This window comes from Bdellovibrio sp. ArHS, assembly GCF_000786105.1.
Taxonomy (GTDB): domain Bacteria; phylum Bdellovibrionota; class Bdellovibrionia; order Bdellovibrionales; family Bdellovibrionaceae; genus Bdellovibrio.
The window spans coordinates 267,234-293,882 of the sequence record NZ_JTEV01000003.1; the positions used below are offsets into that span (position 1 = coordinate 267,234).

22 protein-coding genes are annotated in these 26,649 nt (G+C 48.3%); 16 read left to right on the forward strand and 6 right to left on the reverse strand.

Annotated features, from left to right (window positions below; genetic code table 11):
- Positions 1–121 precede the first annotated feature (121 nt).
- From OM95_RS02125 to polA, 4 genes are all read left to right on the forward strand, one after another.
- On the forward strand, positions 122–5,842 hold the full coding sequence (locus tag OM95_RS02125; protein ID WP_041869743.1) for a delta-60 repeat domain-containing protein: 5,721 nt from the start codon (positions 122–124) through the stop codon (positions 5,840–5,842).
- Between the two features lie 61 nt (positions 5,843–5,903).
- Positions 5,904–6,209 carry a septum formation initiator family protein gene (locus tag OM95_RS02130; protein WP_041869746.1) on the forward strand — a complete coding sequence of 102 codons (306 nt, stop codon included), beginning with the start codon at positions 5,904–5,906 and terminating at the stop codon, positions 6,207–6,209.
- Positions 6,210–6,307: 98 nt separating this feature from the next.
- Entirely contained in the window at positions 6,308–6,607 is a 300-nt protein-coding gene (locus OM95_RS02135; RefSeq protein WP_291515457.1) for a helix-turn-helix domain-containing protein, read from the forward strand.
- 53 nt (positions 6,608–6,660) lie between these two features.
- Complete coding sequence (gene polA, locus OM95_RS02140) at positions 6,661–9,222, forward strand: DNA polymerase I (RefSeq protein ID WP_041869749.1); 2,562 nt, start codon at positions 6,661–6,663, stop codon at positions 9,220–9,222.
- A 395-nt stretch (positions 9,223–9,617) separates the two neighbouring features.
- On the opposite strand, the gene OM95_RS02145 is transcribed toward polA, so the two are convergent.
- Positions 9,618–10,250, reverse strand: coding sequence for a hypothetical protein (locus OM95_RS02145; RefSeq protein ID WP_041869751.1), 633 nt, complete (start codon positions 10,248–10,250; stop codon positions 9,618–9,620).
- A gap of 102 nt (positions 10,251–10,352) precedes the next feature.
- Here OM95_RS02145 and OM95_RS02150 point away from each other — a divergent pair, with 102 nt between their 5' ends.
- The gene (locus OM95_RS02150; protein WP_041869753.1) at positions 10,353–11,333 is read left to right on the forward strand and encodes a flagellar basal body-associated FliL family protein; all 981 of its coding nucleotides are present in this window, start codon (positions 10,353–10,355) and stop codon (positions 11,331–11,333) included.
- On the opposite strand, the gene OM95_RS02155 is transcribed toward OM95_RS02150, so the two are convergent.
- A complete protein-coding gene (locus OM95_RS02155; protein WP_041869755.1) occupies positions 11,320–12,549 on the reverse strand; it encodes a sigma 54-interacting transcriptional regulator in 1,230 nt (409 codons plus the stop codon). The genes OM95_RS02150 and OM95_RS02155 overlap by 14 nt on opposite strands.
- 155 nt (positions 12,550–12,704) lie before the next feature.
- Here OM95_RS02155 and yihA point away from each other — a divergent pair, with 155 nt between their 5' ends.
- From yihA to OM95_RS02175, 4 genes are all read left to right on the forward strand, one after another.
- Positions 12,705–13,280: a ribosome biogenesis GTP-binding protein YihA/YsxC gene (yihA, locus tag OM95_RS02160; RefSeq protein ID WP_041869757.1), complete on the forward strand. Its 576-nt coding sequence runs from the start codon at positions 12,705–12,707 to the stop codon at positions 13,278–13,280.
- Complete coding sequence (kdsB, locus tag OM95_RS02165) at positions 13,277–14,005, forward strand: 3-deoxy-manno-octulosonate cytidylyltransferase (RefSeq protein ID WP_041869760.1); 729 nt, start codon at positions 13,277–13,279, stop codon at positions 14,003–14,005. Before yihA ends, kdsB begins: the two co-directional genes overlap by 4 nt.
- Positions 14,006–14,074: 69 nt before the next feature.
- Positions 14,075–15,679 carry a CTP synthase gene (locus OM95_RS02170; protein ID WP_041869880.1) on the forward strand — a complete coding sequence of 535 codons (1,605 nt, stop codon included), beginning with the start codon at positions 14,075–14,077 and terminating at the stop codon, positions 15,677–15,679.
- A 14-nt stretch (positions 15,680–15,693) separates the two neighbouring features.
- Positions 15,694–16,674, forward strand: coding sequence for a KpsF/GutQ family sugar-phosphate isomerase (locus OM95_RS02175; protein WP_041869761.1), 981 nt, complete (start codon positions 15,694–15,696; stop codon positions 16,672–16,674).
- 3 nt (positions 16,675–16,677) lie between these two features.
- Here the strand turns inward: OM95_RS02175 and OM95_RS02180 are convergent, their stop codons facing one another.
- Positions 16,678–17,832 (reverse strand): AGE family epimerase/isomerase, encoded by a 1,155-nt coding sequence (locus OM95_RS02180; RefSeq protein ID WP_041869764.1) that lies wholly within the window; start codon positions 17,830–17,832, stop codon positions 16,678–16,680.
- A gap of 130 nt (positions 17,833–17,962) precedes the next feature.
- Between OM95_RS02180 and OM95_RS02185 the strand changes: the two genes are divergently transcribed.
- A complete protein-coding gene (locus tag OM95_RS02185; protein WP_291515459.1) occupies positions 17,963–19,243 on the forward strand; it encodes an APC family permease in 1,281 nt (426 codons plus the stop codon).
- A gap of 10 nt (positions 19,244–19,253) precedes the next feature.
- On the opposite strand, the gene OM95_RS02190 is transcribed toward OM95_RS02185, so the two are convergent.
- Genes OM95_RS02190 through OM95_RS02200 form a run of 3 tightly spaced genes read right to left on the reverse strand, consistent with a single transcriptional unit; the run spans position 19,254 to position 21,493 of the window.
- Positions 19,254–19,979 (reverse strand): amino acid ABC transporter ATP-binding protein, encoded by a 726-nt coding sequence (locus tag OM95_RS02190; protein WP_041869765.1) that lies wholly within the window; start codon positions 19,977–19,979, stop codon positions 19,254–19,256.
- A complete protein-coding gene (locus OM95_RS02195; RefSeq protein ID WP_041869768.1) occupies positions 19,976–20,719 on the reverse strand; it encodes an amino acid ABC transporter permease in 744 nt (247 codons plus the stop codon). The genes OM95_RS02190 and OM95_RS02195 overlap by 4 nt, the downstream gene beginning before the upstream one ends.
- A gap of 3 nt (positions 20,720–20,722) precedes the next feature.
- Positions 20,723–21,493, reverse strand: a complete 771-nt coding sequence (locus tag OM95_RS02200; protein WP_041869769.1) for a basic amino acid ABC transporter substrate-binding protein — start codon at positions 21,491–21,493, stop codon at positions 20,723–20,725.
- 119 nt (positions 21,494–21,612) lie between these two features.
- On the opposite strand from OM95_RS02200, the gene OM95_RS02205 reads away from it, so the two are divergent.
- The 6 genes from OM95_RS02205 to OM95_RS02230 all read left to right on the forward strand — a co-directional run.
- Positions 21,613–22,146 (forward strand): thioesterase family protein, encoded by a 534-nt coding sequence (locus OM95_RS02205; RefSeq protein WP_041869771.1) that lies wholly within the window; start codon positions 21,613–21,615, stop codon positions 22,144–22,146.
- Between the two features lie 136 nt (positions 22,147–22,282).
- Entirely contained in the window at positions 22,283–22,747 is a 465-nt protein-coding gene (locus OM95_RS02210) for an HAD-IIIA family hydrolase (RefSeq protein ID WP_291515460.1), read from the forward strand.
- Between the two features lie 6 nt (positions 22,748–22,753).
- The gene (locus tag OM95_RS02215) at positions 22,754–23,479 is read left to right on the forward strand and encodes an outer membrane beta-barrel domain-containing protein (RefSeq protein ID WP_041869773.1); all 726 of its coding nucleotides are present in this window, start codon (positions 22,754–22,756) and stop codon (positions 23,477–23,479) included.
- Positions 23,480–23,492: 13 nt separating this feature from the next.
- The gene (locus OM95_RS02220) at positions 23,493–24,290 is read left to right on the forward strand and encodes an outer membrane beta-barrel domain-containing protein (protein ID WP_041869774.1); all 798 of its coding nucleotides are present in this window, start codon (positions 23,493–23,495) and stop codon (positions 24,288–24,290) included.
- Positions 24,287–25,858 carry a tetratricopeptide repeat protein gene (locus OM95_RS02225; protein WP_041869775.1) on the forward strand — a complete coding sequence of 524 codons (1,572 nt, stop codon included), beginning with the start codon at positions 24,287–24,289 and terminating at the stop codon, positions 25,856–25,858. Before OM95_RS02220 ends, OM95_RS02225 begins: the two co-directional genes overlap by 4 nt.
- Positions 25,859–25,861: 3 nt before the next feature.
- A partial coding sequence (locus OM95_RS02230) for a tetratricopeptide repeat protein (protein WP_041869779.1) occupies positions 25,862–26,649 on the forward strand: 788 nt, incomplete at its 3' end.

Below are 26,649 nucleotides of genomic sequence, written 5' to 3' on the forward strand. Positions count from 1 at the left end.
TTAACTATTTAAAGAAATATCAAAATAAGACCAGTAGCTGTCTTTCGACGGACTTCATTGTCAAATTCAATAGATCTTAAGGGAGCTTAAGTAATTTTTTAAATAAACCGATATTATAGATATGGCTATTCTGGGACGTTTTGGAATCATCGCGATAGCTATCTTTATGCTCAGCGCCTGCGGCGGAACACTTTCCATTGAGTCTGCGGCTCAGAAGTCTCCGATATTAGGCGGTGGTGGGGCCCTTTATAAACCCGAACTGACTCTTGAATTTATCTCGATCGAACCTAACACGTTGTCGAGCACTCTGACGCCACTGATTAAAGGTCGTTCCAAACACAGCGATTCTTACGCAGTGACTTTGTATTCCGATAGTACCTGCTCGGTGCCGATCGGTGCCGGTTCGGCAGCGAGCTTTCCGGTGGGTGGTATTCATGCGCTGGTCATTCCCAATATCAGCACGCACATTCATGCCCGCGTTTTTGATTTATTGGGCAACTATGGCCCGTGTGAATCCTTGGTGTCTTATACCTCTGATACCATTGCCCCTGCGCTTTATCAGTTTAAAATTGATGAACCCGAGTATGTGAATAAAACAAACTTGAACTATTCCGTTATCGGAGAGTCCGCCGAAGCCGCTTCTTACTGCCTTTTGGAAAACGACACGGAACCGGGAAATTGCAACTGGCAAAGTCCGCCTTTGCCGGTCACGCTGACATCGTCAGCACCCCATGGGTTTAGGTCTTACACTTTGTTTTTCAAGGATGCCGTCGGCAATATTTCAAACCGGGTGTTTTCCAATACGGTTTACGTCGACATCGTTCCACCGGCGAATCCGTCCAGTCCTGCGACTGTACCGCCCACGCCTTCCAGTGTCCTAGCGCCGTTGATTAAAGGTGTGGTTGATCTTGAAACCTCCCACGTCTTTATCTATAGCGACAATCTGTGTACGGATGTCTTGGGACAAGGAACTCGAGACAGTTTTGTTACTACGGGGATTCAGATCACCGTGCCTGTCGGCGCGACCACATCTTTGTTTGCGCAGGCCAAAGACCGTGCCGGGAATTCTTCAAGCTGTACTTATTTAATGGATTATGTTCATCAAAGCGGTGCGATCACTCCGTTAACTATTGGATACTTTTCAACGACACCTCTTTCGCCTTCAGCGAATCTCACACCGAAGATCAAAGGATATTCTTCGGCAGACGTTGTTAATGTGAACTTCTATGCGGACTCATCCTGTGCTGGGGCCATTGTAGGAACGGGGAATAAGACGGATTTTGAAGGTGCTGGAATTAGTGTGACAGCCAAAGCAAATGAACACACGGCCATCTATGCGAAAGGTTATGATGCCTCCTTAAATCCGACCTCTTGCGTTTTAATGGCGACTTATCTTCACGACAACGTCGCTCCGACCAATGTCAGTGCGATTTCTCATAACATATTCTTTAATAGTACCAGTTCTTCGCCGACCGTGTCGTGGTCCGCCACCACGGCCGATGCCGTTTCGGGTGTCTTGAAAACAGAATACTCGATTGGCACTACAGCGGGTGGAACAAATGTGCGTGCCTGGACGACATTGTCTGCGACGTCTCCGGCCGTCTTCAGCGGCCTGACTTTGCTGGATGGAGGAACTTACTATATCAACTTTCGCACTACCGACAAGGCTCTTAACACATCGACAGTGTTGTCTGCGACAGGATGGACAGTGGATGTGACAGGCCCCGCGGCTCCTCCGGCGTGGAGTTCTTTTGTGCCATCGTCCCCAAGCGCCACCACCACAAATCCCACGGCGAAAGGTTCCGTCAGTGCGGACTCTACGACGGTAAAACTCTTTTCGGATGCGGGCTGTAGTTCTGTGATCGCAACAGGCAGTAAAGCTGAATTTGAAGGGGCCGGAATCAGTTTCTCGGTTCTAAGTAACTCCGAAATGGCCGTTTATGCCAAGTCTTTCGATGCTGCTGGAAATGCCTCCTCTTGTAGTTTTTTGGCTAACTATCGCCATGACAATCAAGCCCCCACGTTTTCCGGTTTGGTAATTCATGGCGGGTCTTACGTCAACAGTACGACGGTGACCTTGGGTGTAGGCGCGATGACCGGTGAACCTACGCAGTATTGTTTGATGACCAATAGCGCTGATGTCCTTTCATGCTCCTGGCAGAATCTTCCCATCCCCTCGACGATCAATTTAACGGGAGGAGATGGTGTGAAAGTCCTCTCCGCATTTGTTCGAGATGCCGCAGGTAATATCGCCAGTCGGGTCGACTCAAATACCGTCACCTTGGATACGGTGCCACCCGTGTGGGCGTCGCCCAATGTGACTTACGCGGCGACCCACACCTCGGCGACAAGTTCTCCGGCGGTTTCTTATTCGCAGGCCGCGACCGATGCCAACTTGATCAAGTATGAATATGCTGTGGGCACAGGTACGGCGGGAGCGTCCATCAACGACGTCGTAGATTGGATGCAAGTGACCTCAAGCTCTTTCACGGTCGGCGGTTTGGCACTGAGTGATGGCGTCCGATATTACATTCAACTAAGAGCGCAGGACAGCGCCGGCAACGTGACCGTGTCCCCGATCAACGCGGGATTTTTGGTGAACGTGAATGTTCCTGCGCCCTCTTTCTTCGCGGCAGATCCTCAGAGCCCTTCGGGAGCATCAACCAGTCCGAGGATCAAAGGATACCTTGATGTCGTGGCTGATGTTGTGACGCTTTTTTCGGATTCATCTTGCAGTACTCAGATCGGCAGTGGCACCAAAGCCACATTCGAATCCACGGGCGTGACAATCTCTATTCTTCCCAATACGACGACGACCATCTATGCCAAGGCGACGGACACGACGATCAATAAAAGCAGTGTCTGTTCTTATATGACCAACTATGTGCATGACAGTCAGGGGCCGATCCCGTCCGTCAGTGTTGACGATGGAACTTATTCCACATCTTTAACCACGTCGCCGCTGATCTCTTGGGTTGGCGGAGGAACAGACGGAGGTTCCGGTTTCAATCGTTTTGAATTTGCTATCGGTACTAGTCCATTGACCGAAGATGTAAAGGGGTGGACATCGGCGGGCTCTAGCGTGTCTGTGACGGTAACGGGACTGAGCTTGACGGCAAACACTCGCTATTATGCGAAAGTGCGCTCTGTAGATAATGTCGGGAACATTTCCAGTGTGACAATGGGTGATGGTTGGATCATTGATACCTCCGGTCCTACCGTGGCCTTCACAATTCCTTTTGAAAATGACACCGTGATATCAGATAAGCGCACTTTGCTAGGCGCCTGTGAAACTGGAATTGAAATGCAAATGACCTATTCCAGTAACGTGCTCGGTCCGGCGACGGTGCCGTGTGTGAATGGTGAGTTTTCTGTCGATATTCTGATTGACGGGGTCGATGGTGCGCGTAGTGTCTCTGCCACTCAGGTCGATGCCGCCGGAAATAGTTCTGGTGTTATCACCAGAAGTTTTCTTTATAAGCCCACATTTACCACTTTAGGTGATGGTTTGAATGGGGCGGTGTGGTCGTTGGCGTCCACCAACGATGGCAGCCGCGATATTCTGGTCGGCGGAGCGTTTACTCAGTTGGGTGACATCACATTGAATCGGCTTGCCAGACTGAAATACAGCGGTGACCGAGTCGAATCGTTTAGTATCGGTACCGGCTTTAACAATACCGTCTTTTCAATTCTTCCCAGCAAAGACGGCAGTGGAAAATTCTATGTGGGTGGTGCTTATACGGACTTTGATGGCATCACGACGGCAGACTACCTTATTCGTTTGAATGGCGACGGTTCTTTGGATGACTCTTTTGTGCCGGTGGTTGTGGGCGGGGCGGTCTCTGCGCTGGAGTACGGACCGGGCACGACTATTTTTGCTGGCGGCAACTTCACATCTATCAACGGACAGGCGACGTCCGCGAAGCTTGTTCAACTAAATAGTGATGGAAGTATCGTCACGACCTTTAACGTGAGCACGGGTGGCGTGCCGAATGGAGAAATTAAAGCTCTTCGTTTGTCGGCGGATGGCGACTCGCTTTTTGTTGGCGGCAACTTCACGACGTATCGTGGCGTTACCGTCAACAGACTTGTGAAGGTGAATGTCGCCGACGGTGCTGTGGCCGCAGGGTGGGCGACTGGCGCAACGGCCGGATTCACAACGGCGTCTTCGTATGTTCACGATATTGAACTGGCTCCGGATGATGACAGCGAGATTTATGTGAGCGGCAACTTCACCCAATACGGAGCCACCGCCAACTCGGGTTTGCGGATCGCGCGTTTGACGGCCAATGGCGCCTTATCTGCGACGTTCAATGGTGCTCCCGGAACGACAAATGGTTTTAATGCCGGTTATGTTCGGGATATCACTCCTGCGCGAGATGGGACCAGCGACATTTACGTTGCGGGCGAGTTCACCTCCTATCGCGGAACGCCACAAAGCTTTTTTGCGCGTTTACAGGCGAACGGGGCTTTAAGTGCGACCTTTGTGAACAGGGGATTTAGTGCTAGTGGTTACACGAACGCGGTGTTAGTGCCTCCAGCCGGGGACAATCCTTACAGCGACGTTTTAGTCGGTGGGGCATTCACGGCGTATGATGCGTTCGGTTTTGCTCGTTTACTAAGATTAAATGCCGATGGCACACCCGATATCGGTATTAACATCGGTGCGGGAATCGCTGGTGGAAGCGGCCTTCTTAAAGAAATTGTCGAAATCAACGATGGTTCTGACCGCCTTTTTATCGGCGGAAGTTTTACGACCTATCGGGGCGTCTCAAGTCCTTATATTGCGCGTATCAATCAGGACGGCTCTCTGGATACAAGCTTTGTTGTCGGCACGGGATTTAACGGCGAGGTGTCGGCGCTTTATTACGATAAGTCGATCAATAAACTTTACGTAGCAGGGGCGTTCACCACTTATAAAGGGACGACTGTCAATCGCATCGTGCGACTTAATTTCGATGGAAGTATCGATTCGGCATTTGCCATGGGCACGGGATTTAACGGGCGTATCTACGACATCACCTCAGTGCCAGGTCAGCCTGGGAAAATATATGCCGGGGGCGAGTTCACCACGTACAAAGGGGTGAGTTCAGCACGTGCCATTAGATTGAATGCAGATGGCAGCATAGACGCTTCGTTCAACGTGGGTTCCGGATTCGGTGGTTCGTATGTTTACGTCATCAAACCTGTGAACGACGGTACAAACGATGTCCTGATGGGGGGAAATTTCACTTCCTATAATGGTACGGCCAGAAACTATCTAGTGCGCCTCAAAGAGACTGGAATTTTAAGTTCGAGTTTCAACGTAGGTGCCGGACCTGGTTATGCTTCTCCGGCGACGGGGGCAGCCATCTATGACTTGGCAGTTGCTTCTGATGGCGGAATTTATGTGGCGGGAGTCTTCCAAAAGTTTCAGTCTCAGGTCCGTATGGGGTTGGTAAAAATCAAGGCCAGCGGAGCGTTGGATAACACGTTCAACGTCGGTTCGGGTTTGATGTATCGTTACACGGCAAGCTCGACGACTGTCGATCGAGGCTATGTAACAAGTCTTGCCGTTGCAAAGGATGGCCGGGTTTATGCGACAGGCGCCTTTACAGGATATTTCAGCCCCTACAGTGGCTCGGCTTATCCCATCACTGTTCCGCGTATTATCGCATTGAATATTGATGGCAGCATGGACATGTCATTTGGTTTGGGAACGGGGATCAATGCGACAGGCTGGTGTTTGAAATCCGCCGACGACGGGTCGGGCGATATTTTTGCCTGCGGTGATTTTACAACTTACAACAGTTTGAATCGCAATGGACTGGTCCGAATCAAAGAAAATGGTAACACGAACTAACTCTGCCAATTAAGACTTCAGTCGCGTAGCCAGCCCCAGGACGTGGGGCTACAATAGTTTTATGTCTTACACTCAGTTTGCTGTCGGAGTACGTCGCTTTCTTAATCACCCTACGAAGGTTGCCCTTTGCTGTCTGATGATTTTCGCCGTGTCCATTGTTCTTAATGGGAATGTGTTTCGTTTGTGGGGTTTGCATCGGGACTTTGACCGCATCAATGAAGACATTCGGACAACCCGCCAAAACATTGCCGGGTTGTCCGCACAGCTTAAACAAGCAAAGGACCCCTCTTATATTGAGCGCCAGGCCCGCGATAAATTGGACTTGGCCGGCGAACATGATCTCGTCTTTGTTTTCCCTGAACAATAGTCTTTGATTCATCGCATTATCTAGTGCTTGCAGCCTATAATACAACTAGTATTTCGACTCTAATCCAACCTAGTTTTAGAGTAAATCTAGAGGTTTATATGATTGATAAGCAGGAATTGGAATGGACCAAAGAATCTCTTCGCACGCTTCGTCTGCGCATGGGCTGGAGCAAATCGGAAATGGCTCGTCGTCTGCATTGTTCTTCTGAAGATGTCGACTCCTGGGAAGACGGAATTCGACTTATTGAAACAGCGATTCAAAGCGAGTTGGAAATTCTATTGCGTCAGGCAGAAGAAGTTTGCGACGAAGTGAAGTATGCTCCGTTTGCCGAAGATGAATGCGACAAGAAAGCCCTTGAGCAAATTCACTTTTCTCGCGTCAAACTAGACTTAGAATAATCGACATTAAGAATCTCCCAGTGTAAAAATAGGCCTTTGCTTTGGGAGACCTTATGAAAAAACTCTATCTCATCGACGTCAGTGCCATGTTCTTTCGCGCGTTTTTCGCGATTCGACAGCTGACGTCTCCATCGGGTGTGCCCGTCAATGCCGTGTATGGATTTCTCTCCATGCTCATCAAGCTTCTTAAAGAAGAAAAGCCCGAATATCTGGTGTTTTGTTACGACCGCAAAGAGCCGTCCTTTCGTAAGGATATGTATGCTGAATACAAAGCTCATCGGTCTGAAATGCCCGAGGACTTGCAAAAGCAGGTGCCTTATATCAAAAAGTTTGCCGAGCTTTTGGGCATTCCTGCATTCGACATGCAGGGCTATGAAGCGGACGATATTATCGGTTCGCTGGTAAAATGGGGACGCCATCACAATATGGAAGTTTTCATCGTCAGTGGCGATAAGGATTTTGGCCAGTTGGTGCAAGATCACGTATGGCTGTATGACACGATGAAAGACATACGCTATGATGCCCAAGGCGTTTTTGCAAAGTGGGGCGTCAGTCCCGCGCAGTTCATCGACTATTTGGCGATCGTCGGCGATGCTTCCGACAATGTACCGGGAGTGAAGGGTGTCGGTGAAAAAGGCGCCATCAAACTTCTGGAGCAGTTTAAAACTCTGGAAGGCATTTACGAAAACATCGACAAGGTCGAAAGTAAAAGTGTGCGCGAGAAGCTGATCGCTTCGAAAGACAATGCCTTTTTGTCGAAAAAACTTGTGACTATCTCTACGGATTGCAACGTTCCAGAGGACTTCAATGCCTACAAACTTCAACCCTTTAAAACAGAAGAATTGAAAGCACTTCTGCAAGAGTTGAATTTCAAGAATTTCGAAAAAACTTTATTCGGTTCCAACATCGAAGTGCCTGCGGCTGTGCCCAAAGTCACCGCCCCAAGTGTCGCCGTCAGTGAAGGGGAGATTCAGCCCACTTTGGTCATCACCAAGGAGGATCGGCATTTTCAAGAGCGCACGGTCACCACTCGTGATTTGGCGGAAATGCTGTCGGAAAATCAAGTGTTGTGGGGCTTTAGTGACACGCGCGGTGTTTTTGTTGGGACAGACTCTGATGTTCTGGAAGTCACAGACTTCGAGTATCTTGGTAAGTTGTCCGACACCTTTAAGATCCGCTGGAGTGGTTTTGATTTGAAGTCGTTCTGGTACAAAATCGGCGCAAAAGCTCCGTTGGCTGGTTGGGATTCTCAATTGGCGGCTTATGTTCTTAAGGCCGGTGATACCTCGGATTTCAATAAAGTTTACACCCGCTACATGCTTGAGAATATACCTGAACTGGTGTCTCCATCAGCACTGTACAATGCTCACCGTAATTTTGCCGCAACTTTGCAGCATGAACTAAAAAAACTCGCGAGTGAAAAAGTCTATCAGGAATTGGAACTTCCTTTGGTCCCCGTTCTGTTATCGATGGAAAGATGGGGCGTGCGTATCGACAAAGACCTGCTGGCAAAACAAAGTGCCGAGTTGGAAAGTGAAATTGCCAGCCTTGAGCAAGGTATCTTTAAGGAGGCCGGGGAGACTTTTAATGTCGGAAGTCCCAAACAGTTGGGAGGCATCCTTTTTGAAAAAATGGGTTTGCCTGCCGCTAAAAAAACCAAGACGGGCTATTCCACCGACGAAGAAGTTCTTTCCGGTCTGGATCATCCTATCGCCAAATTGATTTTGCAATGGCGTGAACTTTCCAAGTTAAAATCAACCTATGTCGATGCTCTTCCCACGATGATTGATCCGAAGGACGATCGGGTGCACACAAGTTTCAACCAGGCTTTAACAACGACGGGACGTCTTTCCAGCACGCATCCCAATCTGCAAAACATTCCGATTAAAACTGTTCGGGGGCAGCAGGTCCGCAAGGCTTTTATTGCCGCTCCAAGAATGAAACTTTTGTCGGTGGACTATTCACAAATTGAGCTTAGAATCCTGGCGCACATCTCGGAAGATCCGAATCTATGCAAAGCCTTTGCGGAAGACTTGGATATCCATGCGGCGACCGCATCGGAAATTTACAACGTGCCTTTGAACCAAGTGACCTCAGACCTCAGAAGATCCGCCAAAGCCGTCAACTTCGGAATTGCCTACGGCCAAGGCGCCTTCGGTCTTGCCGAAAACTTGGGTATTTCTAGAACCGAAGCCAAAGACATTATCGAGCGCTACTTCACAAGATTTAAAAATGTTCGCGAATACATTGAAGGCACCGTAAAGAAAGCCCACGAACAAGGTTACGTAGAAACCTTGTTTGGCCGCCGCCGTTATATCGAAGAGCTAAAATCAAAAAACATGGCCCTCAAAAAATTCGGAGAACGAGCCGCCATCAACGCTCCCATCCAGGGAACAGCCAGCGATCTGGTTAAAAAAGCGATGATCGAAGTCTTCGAAAAAGTCCCAGTAAGAATGCTCTTGCAAGTGCATGACGAATTGATCTTCGAGGGCACCGAAGAAGATCTGACAAAGTATTCACCGGAACTAGTGAAGATCATGGAAAATGTGGCGACGCTTAAGGTCCCTCTAAAAGTGAATTATGCCATAGGAAATAACTGGGACGAAGCCCACTGACCCGCGCTGATGAAAAAGGCCCATCTGACTTCGTTGGAGGGCCTTTTCCTGCGCTCCGACGTGCCTCCAGCACGCCTCCGCTTCGGAAAAAACCCTCCGCCTCGCAGCTGGACCTTTTTGATCAGCGCTAGTGTGCCTGTTTTTTAGTCTGAAACGGGTCGCGCTCTGAGGCGCTTCGAACAATATTTAAAAAACCATCGCGAAAGCTCAGCTCCCCCAAACACATGGAGCCGGAGCGAGAGCTTCGTGCTTGGGGAGGGGCTTTGGGCTTACTTCCCTGTAGCGAGTTCCGCAGCGAACCCCAAAATTCCAGCGGCAGCCAAGAAGGAAAAAAAAGAGCGAGGACTGTCCGAGCGAAAGGGAAGTAAGCCCAAAGCCCCTCCCCAAGGAAGAAACTACTCCGTCTCCCACCCAACAACTCGTCCGCCCTCGAAGTAAACATAGCGGGTCTCCTGACGGAATCCCGATGAGGTCGAAACATGTCGTTGATACTTCCAGCGTTCATTTTTGTAGATCGGATTTCCTGATACTTCCACCGCCAGAGGCTCGCCCCACGAGCGGCGTACATATTCTTGTGGCATGCCCACCGCAATGTCCTGCGTTTCTACCAGGTCCTTCATTTCCTGTTGAGGCGCTTGGCTGCGGCTCCAAATATCTTTGCGGTTGATCCACTGTTGGCGGCCTTCAATCGAAGGGACTGATAGAAAAGCCACTTTTTCGTCATCGTTCTTCAACCACGGAAGAATTTTCGAGTACTGTTCGCGCTCTTTTTTTGAGCCTAAGGATCGCTCCAACTCGCGGACTTTCTGACGCGTGCGAATATCTTGCAAATCTCGCGAAGTCAGAGCCGCGGGATCTTTGCCCATTTCATACGCGGTTTTTCGGGTGTCTCGGTCAAGAGAGCTGGAATTGTCGGATCCTTCCTCGTATCGGTTTGTCGTATTGCCGTAACCGCTGTCGGTCGAACGTTGAAAATGGGTGCATCCTGCGACTAAAACAAGCGAAATCAGAAGCAAAACAGACTTCATGTAAGGTCTCCTAGAACTTTATGCTAGCCGATGCCCTTCTGTTTATAAATTGTTCTTGCGACGTATTTGGTTCTTTTCTTACAATCGTCTTGGGAGTGGGGCTTGGCAGATAACGAAAGCACGACCAAAGTTGAGGATGAAAAAAAGGACAATGCTCCCGAAGGGGAAGCAGAGGACGTCCTATCTCTGGATTCCTTAGATGAAATTATTGCCAACGAAGATCCCGAGTTTGCAAAAGCCTTGGGCGAAATCGGTCCCGACGATCCTTTAAATGCAATTTATGAAGAGGGTGTTGAACTCGAATACACTCTGGAAGAAGAAATAAAACTTTGGCAGCGGTCCACAGGCCTGCGGCAAAAAGTCTTCAAGCTTCTTCCTTTCCTGCCGAAAATTTCCTACCGAATTAAAATGAAACGCACCGTTCTTCGCTTAAGTTGGATTAAGTGGAAAGAGCAGGCGATTCAGAATCTAAAAAATGCAGGGCCTTCTTTTTTGGCCTGGTCCAAGAAGAAAGCGAAGGGGATGCAAGCCGGGATAGGAACCGGTTTGGCGGCCTTCAAACAGTTTAGCTTAGTTAAGAAGTTGGCTTTTGTCGGCTTAATTTTAGTGACCGGAGTTTCCGCATTTTTAATTTATCGGACGGTGACCAAAGGTTTGATTCCACATGAACAGGAATTATTCATCGGTTCTTTTTCAGAATGGGCTCAGAGCAAATATCACTATGATCCCAAGGCCGAAATGGAATCGTTTTATGATTCCACGCGCACGGCCCAGAATATTCTTCTGATGAAAAAAATGGTCGTGAATCTCAAGCGCTCCTCTGAATCCGGGCCCAACCCAATGGGTGCCTTTGAATTCTATGTGGAAGGCACGGCCTCTGAAGTCGTTGTTGAAATCAAAGACCGTGAACCTGAAGTGGAAGATTTGTTCCTGAGAACGATCGAAGAAACGACCTACGATCAGGCAGCCTCAGGGGAGGGAAAACAACTTCTTTGCGAACGATTGCGCAAAGAGGTGAATAAGATCCTGACGAAAGGTTACGTGCGCAGGATCTTCATCAAAACCGCGATTATAAAGCCTTAAAATTTGTGATATCGATGTTGTAGTATTTCAGTCTATCGTGAAGAGTGCTTTTCGGCATTCCCAGATCCTGCGCGGTACGACGCTGATTGCCGCGATTTGCTGTCAGTCTTTTAATAATCATCTGCTTTTCGATCTCCTTAATCACCGGAATATCGTTAACCGGTCTTTCATTTGGCTCTAAAAATGTGCGATCCAAAAGTTTTTCAATATGACTTTCCATGATGTGTTCGCGGGGATATAAAGCCGCCGCACGACTGACCAGATTTTTAAGTTCACGGATATTTCCGGGCCAGGTGTGTTTTTTTAAGCGGGCGATAGCGCCGAAAGAAAAACGCACGCGCATTTTGCGGGCGAAGTTGTACAGAAGCTCCTCGAAATCCTCCATCCGAAATTGCAGTGCAGGCGGGCTGACCGTGATGACATTTAGACGGAAATACAGGTCAGAACGGAAAGCCCCTTCACGAATTTTTTCGCCTAGATTTTGATGGGTGGCGGCGATGATACGCACGTCCGTTTTGATATTGCGATCAGCGCCGACAGGGCGAATTTCGTTGTTTTCCAGCGCACGAAGAAGTTTGGCTTGCAAGCTGTAAGACAGGTCACCGATTTCGTCCAGGAACAAAGTGCCACAGCGAGCTGCTTCAAACGCTCCTTTGCGGTCACTGATGGCCCCTGTGAAAGAGCCTTTGATGTGCCCGAAAAGTTCGCTCTCAATCAAAGTTTCACTTAAGGCACTGCAGTTGACGCTGACAAAGGGACCACGACGGCGCTCACTGGTTTCATGCAAAGCCTGAGCGATAACGTCTTTTCCTGTTCCCGACGGACCCAAAACCAAAACGGGAAAATCGGTTTTGGCGACGTTGCCCAAGGTTTTTAATTCTTCGTTCCAGACTTCGTTGCGACTGGAAAGGGGGAAGGCTGCGCCTGTCTCGACTTTTTCTTTGAAGATAAATTCCATTTTGCCAAGACGGATGATGTCGCCATCTTGAAGAACTGCCTCGACAACCCGAGCATCATTGACATAAGTGCCGGTGGCTGAGCGCAGATCGCGGATAAGATAATACGAGTCTTTTTTTTCAAGACGGGCATGGCGATCTGAAATCTGATCGGCATTAAGGGGAATCTGACATTGAGGGTCTTTCCCCAGAGTCATGAACTCGCCCAGGGGAAGGGATCTTGAATTTTCATCGAGTACTTTTAGAAAAGGTTGATGCATTTGTGCCTCCTGTTATGGCAGGGCCCTACTTCAAGAGCTTCGCCTGGCTTAAAACGAATTAAATGGGGTTAGAGGTGTTTCGACTCACCAGATTATTGAGGGAGGGACCCCCTTCTCAGAATTGAGAAAAAGGCCGAGCTCTGATAGCCTTAGCTATGCCAAAAACGATTGAATTCATCAAAAGTGCCGTCCTGGCAAAAGATTATCCCTTACATAATAAAGCTGAAGTTGCTATCGCCGGTCGCTCCAACGCCGGAAAGTCCTCTTTCATAAATGCGCTGGCAAAAGGAAAAGTCGCGAAGGTGAGTTCAACGCCGGGTAAAACTCGTCTTTTGAATTTCTTCAACATGGAAGATTCCTACATCCTGACCGATATGCCGGGTTATGGTTTCGCGGCTCGCTCTAACAGTGAAATTGAAGAGTGGCATGCGATGATCGAGACGTATCTGATGACTCGGGAAAATCTAGTGGGGCTGTTGTTGGTGATGGATATTCGCCGCGATTGGACCGCGGATGAAGAGCTTCTAAAAAAGTTTTCTGATCGCCGTGGATTTCCTATGGCCGTGGCTTTGACGAAGGCAGATAAAATGACTCGCAACCACATCAATCAAGCTGTGGCCAAAGTGAAAAAAATGTCAGGCCTGAGCGCCGTCTTTGCCGTGTCCTCTCTAAAAAAAGAAGGCCAAGACGCGGTCGAGGAATACATGTACGAAAACTGGGTGAAACCATGAAGATTGTTGGCGTCATTCCCGCTCGATACGGATCGACCCGCTTCCCCGGAAAACCTCTGGAGCTGTTGAAAGGTCGACCTCTGATCCAGTGGACGATTGAAGGCGCCAAAAAGTCTAAGCTGATCAGTGAGCTTATCGTAGCTACAGATCACGAAGGTATCAAAGCCGCCGCCGAGGCCGCAGGGGTCAAAGTCGTGATGACGGCCAGTGAACTTCCTACCGGCAGTGATCGTATCAATGCAGCCGTTCAAAATATCGAATGTGATATCGTTGTGAACATCCAAGGTGACGAACCTCAAGTGACCGGTGAATTGATTGATAAACTGGCTCAGGTATTCCTTGAGGATAAAAATCTGGACATGGCAACACTGGCGCATCCGATCAGTGAGGAAGAGCTGCACTCGATGAATGCCGTGAAGGTCGTTCTGAATAAAAATGACGAGGCTCTTTATTTCAGCCGTTATGCCATGCCTTACTCGCGAAAGTCTGCCAAAGACATGGGTTCTTTGGACGGCTGTATGAAGCATATAGGAATGTATGCTTACACGAAAAAATTTTTAAAAACGTTCTGCGCAGCTCCTCCGGCTTTCATCGAAAATGCCGAAAGCCTGGAGCAGTTAAGAGCGTTGTATTTAGGTGCAAAAATCAAAGTTATCCGGGTCAAGGAAGCTCTCGTCGGGGTGGATACTCCCGAAGATTTAGCGCGACTCGCAAAAATGCTATAATCGTCAGGAGACAAAATGGCGAAAAAGAAAACCACGAAGGTGTCGACCGCGAAGTCGACTAAAAAAGCTTTGAAACAAAAATTCATCTTTGTCACCGGGGGCGTAGTTTCCTCGATTGGTAAAGGACTGACGGCGGCAAGCTTAGGCTCTTTGCTGGAAGCCCGTGGCCACCGTGTGACGATCATGAAATTTGATCCTTATTTGAACGTGGATCCGGGCACGATGTCTCCTTTTCAACATGGGGAAGTCTATGTCACCGAGGACGGGGCCGAGACGGACCTGGATTTGGGCCACTACGAACGTTTCACATCTGCGGTGATGAACAGAACAAACTCAGTTTCCACAGGCCAGATTTATGACACGGTCCTAGCACGCGAACGTCGTGGTGATTACTTGGGCGGAACGGTGCAGGTCATTCCGCACATCACGGAAGAAATCAAAGCACGTATCTACGAAGCGGCTCAGGGCAGTGAAATCATCCTGGTCGAAATCGGTGGGACCGTCGGGGATATCGAAGGTCAGCCATTCTTAGAAGCCATCCGTCAGATGCGCCTGGATGTCGGCCAGGAAAACTCTGTGCTGGTACATGTGACGTATGTTCCTTACATAGCAGCAGCCGGGGAATTAAAATCAAAGCCGACCCAACATTCCGTCAAAGAACTTCGTGAAATCGGTCTGCAACCCGACTTCTTGGTTTGTCGCAGTGAAAAAGTGATTGATGACAATTTAAAAGGGAAGATCGGTCTTTTCTGTTCAGTGAAGTCAGAAAACGTTATTGCCGCTCAGGACAGCCGCTTCATTTATGAAGTTCCGTTGGCTTTGCATCGTGAAAAATTGGATGAATTGATTGTGGCAAGGTTGGGGTTGGGTTCGTCCAAGCCTACTCTTAAAGGCTGGCAAAATCTGGTGAAGGTTTTGAGCAATCCGGCGCACACGGTGAAAATCGGTGTGGTGGGAAAATATGTGGATTTAAAAGAATCCTACAAATCTTTGCACGAAGCCCTGGTTCACGGTGGTATTGCTAATAACTCGCGTGTTGAAATCATCTACGTTGATTCTGAAAAAGTGACCGACAAAACCGTGCATCAGCTCTTAGGGAAAGTGGATGGTATTCTTGTCCCCGGTGGTTTTGGGACTCGTGGCGTTGAGGGAAAGATCACGGCGATTAAATATGCCCGTGAAAAAAGAATTCCCTTCTTCGGAATCTGTTTTGGTATGCAGCTTTCAGCGATCGAGTTCGCGCGCAATGTTTGTGGCATTAAAGATGCGACCAGCCGCGAATTTCACGCGGAAACAAAACGCAGTGGTAACTTCGTCATCGACACGATGGTTGAGCAGCGAGGCATCGTCAACAAAGGTGGAACGATGCGCTTAGGCGCTTTCCCATGTCATCTTGTATCCGGTACGCGCGCGCATTCTGTTTATAAGGCGTCAAACATCATGGAACGTCACCGCCACCGTTTTGAGTTTAACAACAAATACAAAGCTCTTTTCGAAAAAAATGGAATGATCGCTTCGGGAATCTGCAAAGAGCGAGACCTGGTCGAAATCGTCGAGCTTCCGGATCATCCATGGTTCATTGGGGTGCAATATCACCCGGAATTTAAATCCAAACCGTTGGAACCGCATCCTTTGTTTGTGCATTTCGTAAAAGCGAGTTTGAAGAAGAAGTAAGAGAGGTCTTGGCAATGTCTAAGGTAGTTCAGCAAGGTCTTAAGGTTTTGGAAGTGGAAGCGCAAGCCATCTTGGGTTTGCGCGATCGCATCGGTGTTGATTTCGAAAAAGCTGTGCAGATGATCAAAGACTGTCAGGGCAAACTGATATTGACGGGAATGGGAAAGTCAGGACAGATCGCCCGCAAGCTTGCGAGCACTTTTTCTTCCACGGGAACTCCCGCGGTTTTCCTTCATCCCGCGGAAAGTTCACACGGTGACCTGGGCATTGTCGAAAGCAAAGACGTCGTCATCGCTATTTCCTATGGCGGAGAATCTCCCGAATTTACGGGCATTCTTAAATATGTCGCAAGAAAATCCATTCCAATGATCGCTCTCACAGGGAAACCAGGTTCTTCTTTGGCAAAGGCCGCTCAGGTCACTTTGAATGTCTATGTTTCGGAAGAAGCCTGTCCTTTAAATCTAGCGCCGACCGCAAGTAGTACGGCCACTTTGGCCATGGGTGACGCTGTGGCGATGGCAGTTATGACAGAAAAAGGCTTCAGTTCGCAGGACTTTGCAGAGTTTCATCCCGGAGGAAGTTTGGGATATCGTTTGCTCACGCGAGTCAGCGATGTCATGCATTTTGGCGAAGCGTTGCCCACGGTGGGACTGGATGCTCCTTTGCGCCAGGTGTTTTCGGCCATGACTCATAAAGATGTTCGCGGTGCCGCCGGCGTCGTGGATGAAAAAGGCGATTTGGTCGGAGTCATTACCGATGGTCAGATTCGTCGCCGTCTTGAAAAGAGCGATGACCCTTTGACGGGAACCGCCAAAGATTTGATGACGACAAGTCCGCGAACCATCGACGCGAACGAATTTGCCGAAAAAGCGTTATTCGTTATGGAGCAGTTTCAGATCAACATGCTTTTTGTACTGGATAAAGATTCCGCCACTCCTAAAAAGCCGGTCGGAATCCTTCATGTTCAAGACTTGTTGAAAGCAAAAGTTCGTTGATCCCTACAGACGGGGTCGCAGGTTGATGTATTCTTCCATAGCATTGACAATGTGATACAGCGAACTGGCCTTGGCAAAAGTGCCACTGAATTCGTCTTTATCTGAAAGCATGTCATACCAGGTTCCACGCAGAGGTGTTTGGAAAAACTTGAACAGAGTTTCCATCGCCTCATCTGCGGCGTGGGCGTAGATGTCTTTTTTATCAGCAGCGACTTCTGTTCCCAGACGACATGCCGCTTTGATTCTTTCGCATTGAGGCCAGAAACGGGACGACAAGGTTTTGGGAGTGTAGTTGCTCCACATTTCGTCAAAGACGACTTTGCGCGTGCGTGAAGTGCCGTGTTTTTCCGCCAGTAAGAACAGGTTGTGACGAACTGACTGCAAATCTTGCCCAGTCAAACCCTCATACAAAGACATCAGCCAAGCCCATTCATATTGGTGGCCCGGCTCGTAGATGAAAAGATCTTTTTCACGCAAGTGATTCCAATCTTTATCAAAATACTCGCCAAGAACTCCAGATTCAGGATCGATGAACTTATTCAAACATAAAGAGATGATGTTTTGACCCAGCTCTTTCCATTCGGCATCTTTGTCGATTTGCATCCAGGCAATTGCCGATTCGAACATGTGCATGTGTGGATTGGACTTATAGGACAAAGTGCCCTTCTCGTCCATTTCCGTGAAACCTCCGCCAGAGACTGCGCGTTCACGATGCAGATACTTTACCAAAGCTTTTGCGCGTTCTTTGATTTCCGGACGAGGATTCACGATATAGGCTTGTGCTAAAGCGAAAAGAGCGAAGGCTTCCGTATATAGATCCGGGTTGGAACTTTTCGGTGAGCCATCCAAATTAATAGAATGAATAAATGCGCCAGACGAAGCTGAATAGTTAGCCATCAGATAACGTCCGCCCATTTCCACAAGAGAATGAGCAAGAGGTTTGTCACAAACCCCTAGATTGGCTCCGGTAACAAAAGAATACATTTGTCGCGCTTGCACCATGGAACGGCGGGGAACATCCATGGGGGAACCATCAAACGAGATGTTCTCGATAAAGCCGCCCTTCGATTTATCAATTCCCGTGGTGGACCACAGTGGGTACACGTCATTCGTAAGCCAGCTCTTCGATTTTTCAATAAGCGCGTTGTATGATGTCATTTAAACACCTTTGCGCGGGCGAACTTTCCGGTCAAGAGATGACGACCGGGGTCCAATAAAATGGCACTTGGCAAATGCGGTCCTTCGAGTAGAACTCGTTTTTCCAGGCCTCGTATGCTACGGTGGTTTTATGAAGAAATCACTCAGCTTGATGCATCTGACTTTTTACGGAACGGGTATGATTCTGGGCGCGGGGATCTATTCGGTGATTGGCAAGGCGGGCGGAATCGCCGGAAATGGTTTGTGGTTGAGCTTCCTGTTGGCCGCTTTGTGCGCCTCGATGACGGCGCTGTCGTACGCAGAACTTGCCACCATGTTTCCGAAGACAGGCGGAGAATACATCTATTTAAAAAATATATTTCCCCAGTGGCCTTATCTGGCGATGCTCTGTGGCTCGTTAATGATATTTGCTGGCTTCAGCACGGCCACCACCGTGGCCATCGCATTTTCCGGTTATCTTCATCAGTTTTTTCAAATGCCGCAGTTTTTAACGGCATTATTGCTTTTGGGAGTTTTTACCTCCATCAATATTCTGGGAATCAAGGAATCCAGTTGGGTGAATGTCGTCTTCACATTGATCGAAATTCTGGGGTTGCTCATCTTTGTTTGGATCGGGGTGCAATCTCCAAGCTTTGGCGAAGCTCTTTCAAATGTAAAATGGGAAGGCACGATTGTTTCCGGCGCGGCGCTGGTGATTTTTGCTTATTTCGGTTTTGAAAATATTGTGAACTTGGTCGAAGAGTCCAAGACTCCCGAAAAAGATTTACCCAAAGGCATCATCATCAGCCTTCTTGTCTCCACGGCCCTTTACCTGTTGGTCAGTTTGGCTGCGTTAGCGCTGGGAACGCCCGAAGAACTGGGGCTTAGTAATGCGCCCTTGAGTGATTTGACGAAAAATGCGGCCACCTGGGTTCCCAAGGCCTTGGGAGGCATCGCTTTATTTTCAACGGCAAACACAGTTTTGATCTCGATGATTTCCACCAGTCGAATCATTTTCAGTATGGCGCGAGAAAAAGATTTGCCAGCAGTTTTTGCCAAGCTTTCACCTCGGCGGGACACACCTTGGACAGGTGCGATAGCTGTGTTTGTTCTGGCAATGGCGCTCTTGCCTTCCGGCGGAATTGAGGTCGTCGCCAGTGCGTCTTCGTTTGCGACGATGATTGCTTTTAGCATCATCAATCTGTCTTTAATTCACTTGCGCTTTACCGCGCCGAAAAAAAACCGGCCCTTTAAAGTTCCTTTGTCTCTAGGCCGACTGCCCCTAATTCCTGTTCTGGCTACGACGGTGTCTGTGGCGCTTCTTTTCTTTTTTCCGCGCGCAGTTTACGTTCTCGGTTTCGGGGTGCTTGGCTTCATCAGTATACTTTATCTGATTCTGAGATCTTCGAAATCTTTGAACTCTTCGAAGTGAATGGGCAAAGTTATTTAAGAATTTTGCTCAGAAAAAATTTGGTCCGTTCGTTTTGTGGATTTTCAAAAAGATCTTTAGGGGAGCCCTCTTCAAGAATTTGTCCGTCGTCCATAAAGAAAACACGGTCTGCGACCTGTTTAGCAAAGCCCATTTCGTGAGTGACAACGATCAGCGTCCGTCCGCTATGGGCCAAAGCTTTGATCACGTCCAAAACTTCGCCGACCATCTCGGGATCTAGGGCCGAGGTTGGTTCATCAAATAAGAGCACTTGCGGTTCCATCGCCAAAGCGCGAGCGATGGCGACACGTTGTTGTTGTCCTCCAGAAAGCTGTTGGGGAAACGCATTTTCTTTTTCACTTAAGCCGACGCGCTTTAGAAGTTCACGCGCTTTTTGTGCGGTTTCCTCGCGTGAAGTCTTTTTCACCTCCATCGGAGATAGACAGATGTTTTCCAGCACCGTCATATGGGGAAATAAGTTGAAGCGCTGAAAAACCATTCCCGCATAGGTGCGAAGTTTGTTCAAATCGGTTTGGGGATCGGTAACCTCAAAATCATCGACTTGAATAGTTCCCCCTTGAGCGCTTTCCAGTGCATTGAGGCAGCGAAGAAAAGTACTTTTACCCGAGCCCGAAGGGCCGATGATACACACGACTTCGTTATCTTTGATTTCGCAGCTGACATTTTTCAGTACCTGACGATCGCCAAAATATTTTTGCAGCCGTTTCACCTGAATCATGCAGATTGATACTTTCTTTCAAGACGGTGGACAATATAAGACATGCCCATGGTGATAATCAAATAGATCAAGGAGATAAAAAGATAAGGCTCCCAATAGCGAGCATAGGCGCCAGCCGCAGTTCTTGCGGCATAGGACAGTTCAGCCAAACCGATAGCCGACACTAAAGATGAATCTTTTAACAGGGTGATGGCTTCGTTGCCTAAAGGCGGAAGCATGCGACGAAACGCCTGAGGAATCACTATGTGCTTCATGGTTTGATAGTAATTCAGACCCAACGATCTAGCGGCTTCCGTTTGTCCGCGATCAATAGATTGAATCCCTGCCCGGAAGATTTCGGCAATGTAGGCGGCAGAGTTTAAACTGAGGGCCAATGCCCCTGACAGTAAGGCTCCGTGCTCCCGTTTCAGGTACAGAGCCGTGTCGCCGCTGAAAAGAAGCCCTGAATCGGGGTGAATAAGCAGAGGAACCAAGGCGAAATGAATCAGAAGAATTTGCACGAAAAGAGGCGTCCCGCGAAAAAACGAGATGTAAATTTGCGAAGGAGTTTTAATAAAAAGTCTAAGCGGCCAGCGCCAAGGACCGTGTTCGGCCTGGGCGATCTTCCCCATTCCGAGCAGCAAACCCAGAATCGTTCCAAAAAAAATTCCGATCGCAGTTAAGGCCAGGGTCGTCCAAAGACCTCTTAGGAAGAGCGGCATGTATTCGACGATAATATCGGTACGAAACCATGCGAACATGACTTACTTCTTTCCGAAATACTTGCTATGGATTTTCTGGTAGGTTCCGTCTTTTTTAAGCGCCTGAAGGGCGTCATTGATTTTCTTTAAAAGCTCGGAGTTCCCTTTTTTTACAGCAATCCCGTAATGTTCTTTTGAAAAGCTAGGGTCTGCGACAGTTTTAAAAGTCTTGGCGTTATTTGCCAGGAAGTTGTCGATCACACCGTTATCTGCGACGACAGCGTCGACGCCACCGTTTACAAGTTCTTGCAGCGCCAAAGGCGTCCCTTCGAAACGTTTGATATTCGGATTGGTTTTACCCAGAAGGTCACTTATGACCTCATCCCCCGTTGTTCCAGTTTGAACCCCGACCTTGAGATCTTTCAGTTCGACGAATTTGGTGACCTTAGACTTTACGGGCAGGGCAATCAGTTGCACGGCTTCGAAGTAAGGTTCCGAAAAATCCATCACTTTTTTTCTTTCACTGTTGATGGTGATCGCGGAAATAAGAATATCCCGGTCGCCGGAAGCCAACTGACTAAACAGACCTTCCCACGGCGTATTCACGATTTTTATCTTGAATCCCGCTCTGTCAGCCACGGCGTGAATGATGTCGATGTCAAAGCCCTCGACAGATTTATCTGCGTTTTCACTTTCAAAAGGGGCATAGGCCGCATCTGTACCCACAACAAGTTCTGAGGGGATGGGTTGAGTACGGAGTGAGGTGTCTTCTTTTTTTGTACATGAGATAAGAAGCAGCGGGATTGTCGCCAATAACAGCCAACGATTTTTCATGAACACCTCGTCCAGGGTTTATAAGGCTCACTTGACCACTCTTAAGCCCTTGAGTCAAATTCATTTCAGGAGTCCAAACGGCGTCTCTATACGGCTGTGGACCCTTTGGTGAGGTGAGTATGAATTTGTTCTTTCGTTTGATGCATATCTTTTTATTTTCCCGCTTTCGTAAGACAGTCGGAATCATGGACGAATGTGCGACGCCTTTCCGAGTGTGGCCCACCGATCTCGACGTTCTTATGCATATGAATAATGGTGTTTATCTTTCCCTGCAGGACTTGGCCCGCGTGGACTATATGATTCGGGCAGGTGCCGCCAAAATAATTTCGGCGAATGGCTGGTATCCCGTGGTGGCTTCCGAAACCATCCGTTTTCGCAGATCTTTGCAGCCTTTCCAAAAATTTGAACTGCGTACGCGCCTGATAGCCTGGGATGAAAAGTACCTTTATCTTGAGCATAAGTTTACCAGTCGGGGAGAAGTGATGGCAGTGGGAATGATTCGCGCTCGCTTTCTTGCAAAAAAGGGAGGCTTGGTGGCTCCTCAAGATCTTTTGAAAGCTTTGAATCTGGAAGTGAGTTCACCGGCCGTGCCAGCACATCTGCAATCATGGTTGAGCGCCGACCAGGAACATTCCCGATCTTTAGGTTTGTAAAGGAGCTAGCAGGACTAACGTCGGGAGGTTGTCACGTCCCTAAGTCCTGTATCAAGGTAGGGCACTTGCCGCCTTGTCTATAATTTTCAACAATGATTCTGTGACACTAGAAATATCAAAACTGAAAAATATCAAGATGTTGGTCCTCGATGTGGATGGCGTTTTAACGGACACTCGCATGTGGTTTGACGGCAAAGAATGGCGCCGTTTTTATTCTGTTCGTGATGGCGTGGGTATAAAACGCATCATGGAGGCGGGCTATAAAGTCGCGGTCATCACCGGCAGTAAAGCGGAAGATATTCGCGCCCGCGTGAAATCCCTGGGAATTCATTTTCTATTCGAGGGGGCTCTCGACAAAGAACCCTCTTTCTTACAATTGCAAAAAGAATCGGGATTGAATCCTGAGGAAATGGCTTATGTCGGGGATGACATTTTCGACATTCCACTTTTGCAGGCAGTCGCTTTCGGCGCCACGGTTCCGGAAGCTGTTGATGAAGTTTTGGAAATTGCTGATTACGTGACTCGCAGACCCGGTGGATGTGGGGCTGTTCGAGAAGTTTGTGATTACATCTATAAATATGGGGCCTTTTCCTCTAGGTAGGTATTCATGCTGAAAAATGGTTTCAAAGCCGTCGCGATAATTGTTCTTGCCTTGCTACTTCATAAGGCGGCCTTTGCTGCGGAAGTGATTGAGCTACCGCCAGAAGAACTGGCGCAAGAATCTGTGCTGCCTGTTTTCGATAAACCGGTCAGTGTGAAGAATCGCAATGTCGTCACTCAAAGTCGATTCGAGGCCGATGTTTTTTATGGCTATGCGATGACGGAACCGATTGCGAACGTCAGCAAGTTGGGTCTGGGCATTTACTACAACACCAGTGAATCCAGTGCTTGGGGGCTTTTGTTAGCTAAGAATTTCGCGGGTCTTTCCAGCTATGCGAATCAGTTGGATCAGGAATTCAACCTGAAGTTTGACCGGGCGCCTTCGCCAGAGCTGACGGCGATGCTCGATTATAATCTCAAGGCGTTTTACGGTAAAATGAGTCTTTCCAAATCTCTTGTTTTAAACACCCTTCTCTATGGATCCGCTTCAGCGGGTGTCGTGAAGTATGTTCACAAGACTTATCCCGCTGTAGCCCTCGGTCTGGGGCAAAAGTTCTATTTTACCAAAAATTGGTCGCTAAGATTTGACCTTCGACTTTATGCCAATCAGGCGCCGGTACCGTTCTTAGCAGGACATTTAAAACCCAACGAGCCCGTTCCTGATTACTCGGACTTCGAAGAGCGCGTAACATTAACGACGAACCTTGATGTGGGTTTGTCGTACTTGTTTTAAGAGGAGTTAGCAGATGTTGCATAAGAATTTGACGAAAGTGATTTTGCTCCTCTCCCTGATCCTTCCGGGCGGGGTGTATGCGCAGTCGGTTGAAGCCGATGAACTTGATGTGATTGAGCTTGAGATCGACAGATCCGCTCCGAAGCAGAACCCGATTTCGAACTCGGCTCCGGGATATTCTGAAACCTCTCCGCGTGACAATACTCTGACCGATTTTTCAGGCCTGGGTACGCTGTCTCCTTTCCAAGAAGTTTCCGTCATTCAAAGGCGCTTTCTTCCTAAGACCGGTCGTTTTCAGCTTTTCGGTGGTTTGACGACGGTCACTAATGATCCCTTCTTTCTGACTTTCGGAGGCGTGGCGAAAGCCAGTTACTTCCTGACAGAAACCTGGGGTGTTGAACTCAATTACTTCGGTTTAACCAGTTCCGACCGCCAGTCCACAGAAGAGCTTCGTGATATTCAAGGTGTTTCGACCGAGAACCTGGTTTATCCGAAGTCCTATTTTGGTGTGGATGTGATGTACGTGCCGATTTACGGCAAGATGACCTGGTTTAACGAAAAGATCATTCCTTTCGATCTTTACGTGTCAGCTGGTTACGGAACTACGAATACACAAGCCGGGGAAAATGCAGGAACCATTCACTTGGCGACGGGACAGATCTTTGCTCTGAGCAAAGCTTATGCGATTCGCTGGGACTTCAGCTGGAATTTCTTTAATGCAACCGGTATCGACGGTTCAACGAATTCATTTAACAACCTCTTCCTCACCGTGGGTGTGAGTTGGTTCTTTCCGGAGGCTAGTTACCGATGAAGAAATTATTACTACTCCTGATAGCCTCAAGTTTGGCTGTGCCTTTGACAAGTTCAGCGCAAAGAAAAAATACCAAGCCGCGCGCGCGCGCGACGGCGCCATTATACAATTCCAATACGCGTGAAGCGACTTTGAAAAATCAATTAAGCAACGCGCTTCGAATGGCGCAAAGCGGTCAGTACGAAGCGGCGGCCAACAATTTGTTTACGTTAAGTCGTCGTCCCGAACTTGCGGCGGAACGTCCTCAAATCAAATATATTTTGGGAACAATGCTGATTGAGCTAAAGCTGAATCAAACAGCGGCTTTCCAGTTCGTCGATGTGATCCGTACAAAGCATCCGAAATACGCGAAGATGGCTATCGAAAAGCTTTCTATCGTGGCTGATACATTGGGTGACGACACGATTTTGAACTACGCGATTTCTCGCGTGGACCTGAATGATTTCCCTAGCAATTTGCGTGATATGATTAACTATCGTCTGGGAGAGATCAAACTTCGTGCCCGAGAATTCCGCCAAGCTGCGGAACTTTTCGGTAAAGTCAGTTACGGAAGCAGTTATTACTTCCAGGCTCTTTACAACAAAGGCCTTGCTGAATTGGAAGAAAATCAGCCGTCACTGGCGATCGGAACTTTCAATAAAATGTTAGATGCTCGCAGAAAAGCTCCAGTGACTGATACAAATAAAGTGGCGGCCCAGATGGGCCTAGCTCGTGCTTTGTATCAAAAGCAGGATTGGGAAGCTTCGATCGAGGCTTATGCGCAGGTGCCACGCGATGTGATCATGTGGCACGATGCAGTTTTTGAACAGAGTTGGGCCATGCTCCGTGCGGCTCGATTCCGTTCTGCTTTAAGTAATTTCCAAACTCTCCATTCGGCATATTATGAAGACTTTTATATGCCGGAGAGTTTACTTCTTCGTGCAATCGTCTATCTCTATATCTGCAAATACGACGAGATGGAAAAGGTCTTGAGTTTATTTGAAAAAACTTATGGCCCCGTGCGCTCTAAGATCGGTGACTTCTTAAAGTCGACGAATGAGGCCAGTGCCTTCTATGCGGAAATAGAAAAGGCCCATTACATGAAGACCACCGATAAGAGTGCAAATCTTCGCCTGCCTTACATTGTTCTACGCAATGTTTTGGATCAAGGGGACGTCAAGCGTTCTATGCACTACCTGGAAAAGTTGAATCAGGAGCGCTCACGGGTTGAATCTAATTCTGCTTTCCGCGCTTCTCCTTTGGGTCAATACGCTTTGAAGATTCTTGCGAATCGCGGTAAAAACACAAAGTTTGCAGTCGGCGACATGGTGAAGGCTCATCTACTCAACATGAGAGTGGAACTTCGCGACCTTTACGAACAGGCCGGTTTTATCCGCTACGAAATGATCACAGGTCGTAAAGAAAGCATTAAAAAGAAAATTTCTGGAAAAGATATCGAGCAAATCGACGAAAACATTGATCGTCAATTCTATATCCAAAATGGATACGAGTATTATCCGTTCCAAGGGGAATACTGGCTCGATGAAGTTGGAAACTATCACTATCTTGGCAAGCAAAGCTGCGAGTAATTTATGAAATTCAACAGGCATCAACTTCTTATTCCGAGTCTGATTACCACATTGTGCTTTGGCTCTGCGGTGTCCGCGCAAAGCACGACCAAAACGACAAAGACTGTTAAGAAAAAGACAGTGGGTGAACTGTTGTCGCAAGCCAGCGAAAGCAGCCGGGGCGGGCGCGTGCAAATGTCGAAGACAGACACGTCTCTTCCCGCATCGAATTTAGGCTTTAAAGAAAGTGTTCGCTCTTACAACCTGGAGTCAGTCAAGCCACCACGTTCTTCCGAGATCATGAAACACGAGTCTTCAGGTGCCAGCAGTGAGCAGGCCCAATACGAACGCGTTTTGGATCAACAGATTCAGGAACTTTACAAGCTGACGCAAAAATTCAAAACCAGTCCCAATCGCGGCGAGCTGTGGTTGCGTCTGGCAGAACTTTACGTTGAAAAAGCCAGCCTGATCGATTCACGCAAACAGGATGAATACGACGCGAAACTTCGCGCATTCCAAGCCGGAAAAACGAAAAAGAAACCTCGTCTGGATACAGCCGATGCCCGTGAATACAACAAAAAAGCGGTGCAACTTTACGAGTGGTTCCAAAGAGACTTCCCACGCGACGAAAAAAACAGTCAGGCGCTTTTCTTCCTGGGCTACAACTACTTCGAGTTGGGTGAGGTTAAAAAAGGGGCGCAATATTACGAACAGCTGACTCGCGGCTATCCCAATTCGCCGTTTGTCGGTGAAGCGCACTTCGCCTTGGCGGAATACTACTTTGAAAATGAAAAATGGGCGCAAGCCTATAA

What these genes read in the sequence shown, in the direction of transcription:
- OM95_RS02200 (WP_041869769.1), bottom strand. Translation starts at nt 21,493, where the DNA reads ATGAAAAATCGTTGGCTGTTATTGGCGACAATCCCGCTGCTTCTTATC.
- polA (WP_041869749.1), top strand. Translation starts at nt 6,661, where the DNA reads ATGAAAAAACTCTATCTCATCGACGTCAGTGCCATGTTCTTTCGCGCG.
- OM95_RS02220 (WP_041869774.1), top strand. Translation starts at nt 23,493, where the DNA reads ATGTTGCATAAGAATTTGACGAAAGTGATTTTGCTCCTCTCCCTGATC.
- OM95_RS02210 (WP_291515460.1), top strand. Translation starts at nt 22,283, where the DNA reads ATGTTGGTCCTCGATGTGGATGGCGTTTTAACGGACACTCGCATGTGG.
- OM95_RS02205 (WP_041869771.1), top strand. Translation starts at nt 21,613, where the DNA reads ATGAATTTGTTCTTTCGTTTGATGCATATCTTTTTATTTTCCCGCTTT.
- OM95_RS02135 (WP_291515457.1), top strand. Translation starts at nt 6,308, where the DNA reads ATGATTGATAAGCAGGAATTGGAATGGACCAAAGAATCTCTTCGCACG.
- OM95_RS02225 (WP_041869775.1), top strand. Translation starts at nt 24,287, where the DNA reads ATGAAGAAATTATTACTACTCCTGATAGCCTCAAGTTTGGCTGTGCCT.
- kdsB (WP_041869760.1), top strand. Translation starts at nt 13,277, where the DNA reads ATGAAGATTGTTGGCGTCATTCCCGCTCGATACGGATCGACCCGCTTC.
- OM95_RS02195 (WP_041869768.1), bottom strand. Translation starts at nt 20,719, where the DNA reads ATGTTCGCATGGTTTCGTACCGATATTATCGTCGAATACATGCCGCTC.
- OM95_RS02130 (WP_041869746.1), top strand. Translation starts at nt 5,904, where the DNA reads ATGTCTTACACTCAGTTTGCTGTCGGAGTACGTCGCTTTCTTAATCAC.
- OM95_RS02215 (WP_041869773.1), top strand. Translation starts at nt 22,754, where the DNA reads ATGCTGAAAAATGGTTTCAAAGCCGTCGCGATAATTGTTCTTGCCTTG.
- OM95_RS02175 (WP_041869761.1), top strand. Translation starts at nt 15,694, where the DNA reads ATGTCTAAGGTAGTTCAGCAAGGTCTTAAGGTTTTGGAAGTGGAAGCG.
- OM95_RS02190 (WP_041869765.1), bottom strand. Translation starts at nt 19,979, where the DNA reads ATGATTCAGGTGAAACGGCTGCAAAAATATTTTGGCGATCGTCAGGTA.
- OM95_RS02155 (WP_041869755.1), bottom strand. Translation starts at nt 12,549, where the DNA reads ATGCATCAACCTTTTCTAAAAGTACTCGATGAAAATTCAAGATCCCTT.
- OM95_RS02180 (WP_041869764.1), bottom strand. Translation starts at nt 17,832, where the DNA reads ATGACATCATACAACGCGCTTATTGAAAAATCGAAGAGCTGGCTTACG.
- OM95_RS02185 (WP_291515459.1), top strand. Translation starts at nt 17,963, where the DNA reads ATGAAGAAATCACTCAGCTTGATGCATCTGACTTTTTACGGAACGGGT.
- OM95_RS02145 (WP_041869751.1), bottom strand. Translation starts at nt 10,250, where the DNA reads ATGAAGTCTGTTTTGCTTCTGATTTCGCTTGTTTTAGTCGCAGGATGC.
- yihA (WP_041869757.1), top strand. Translation starts at nt 12,705, where the DNA reads ATGCCAAAAACGATTGAATTCATCAAAAGTGCCGTCCTGGCAAAAGAT.
- OM95_RS02125 (WP_041869743.1), top strand. Translation starts at nt 122, where the DNA reads ATGGCTATTCTGGGACGTTTTGGAATCATCGCGATAGCTATCTTTATG.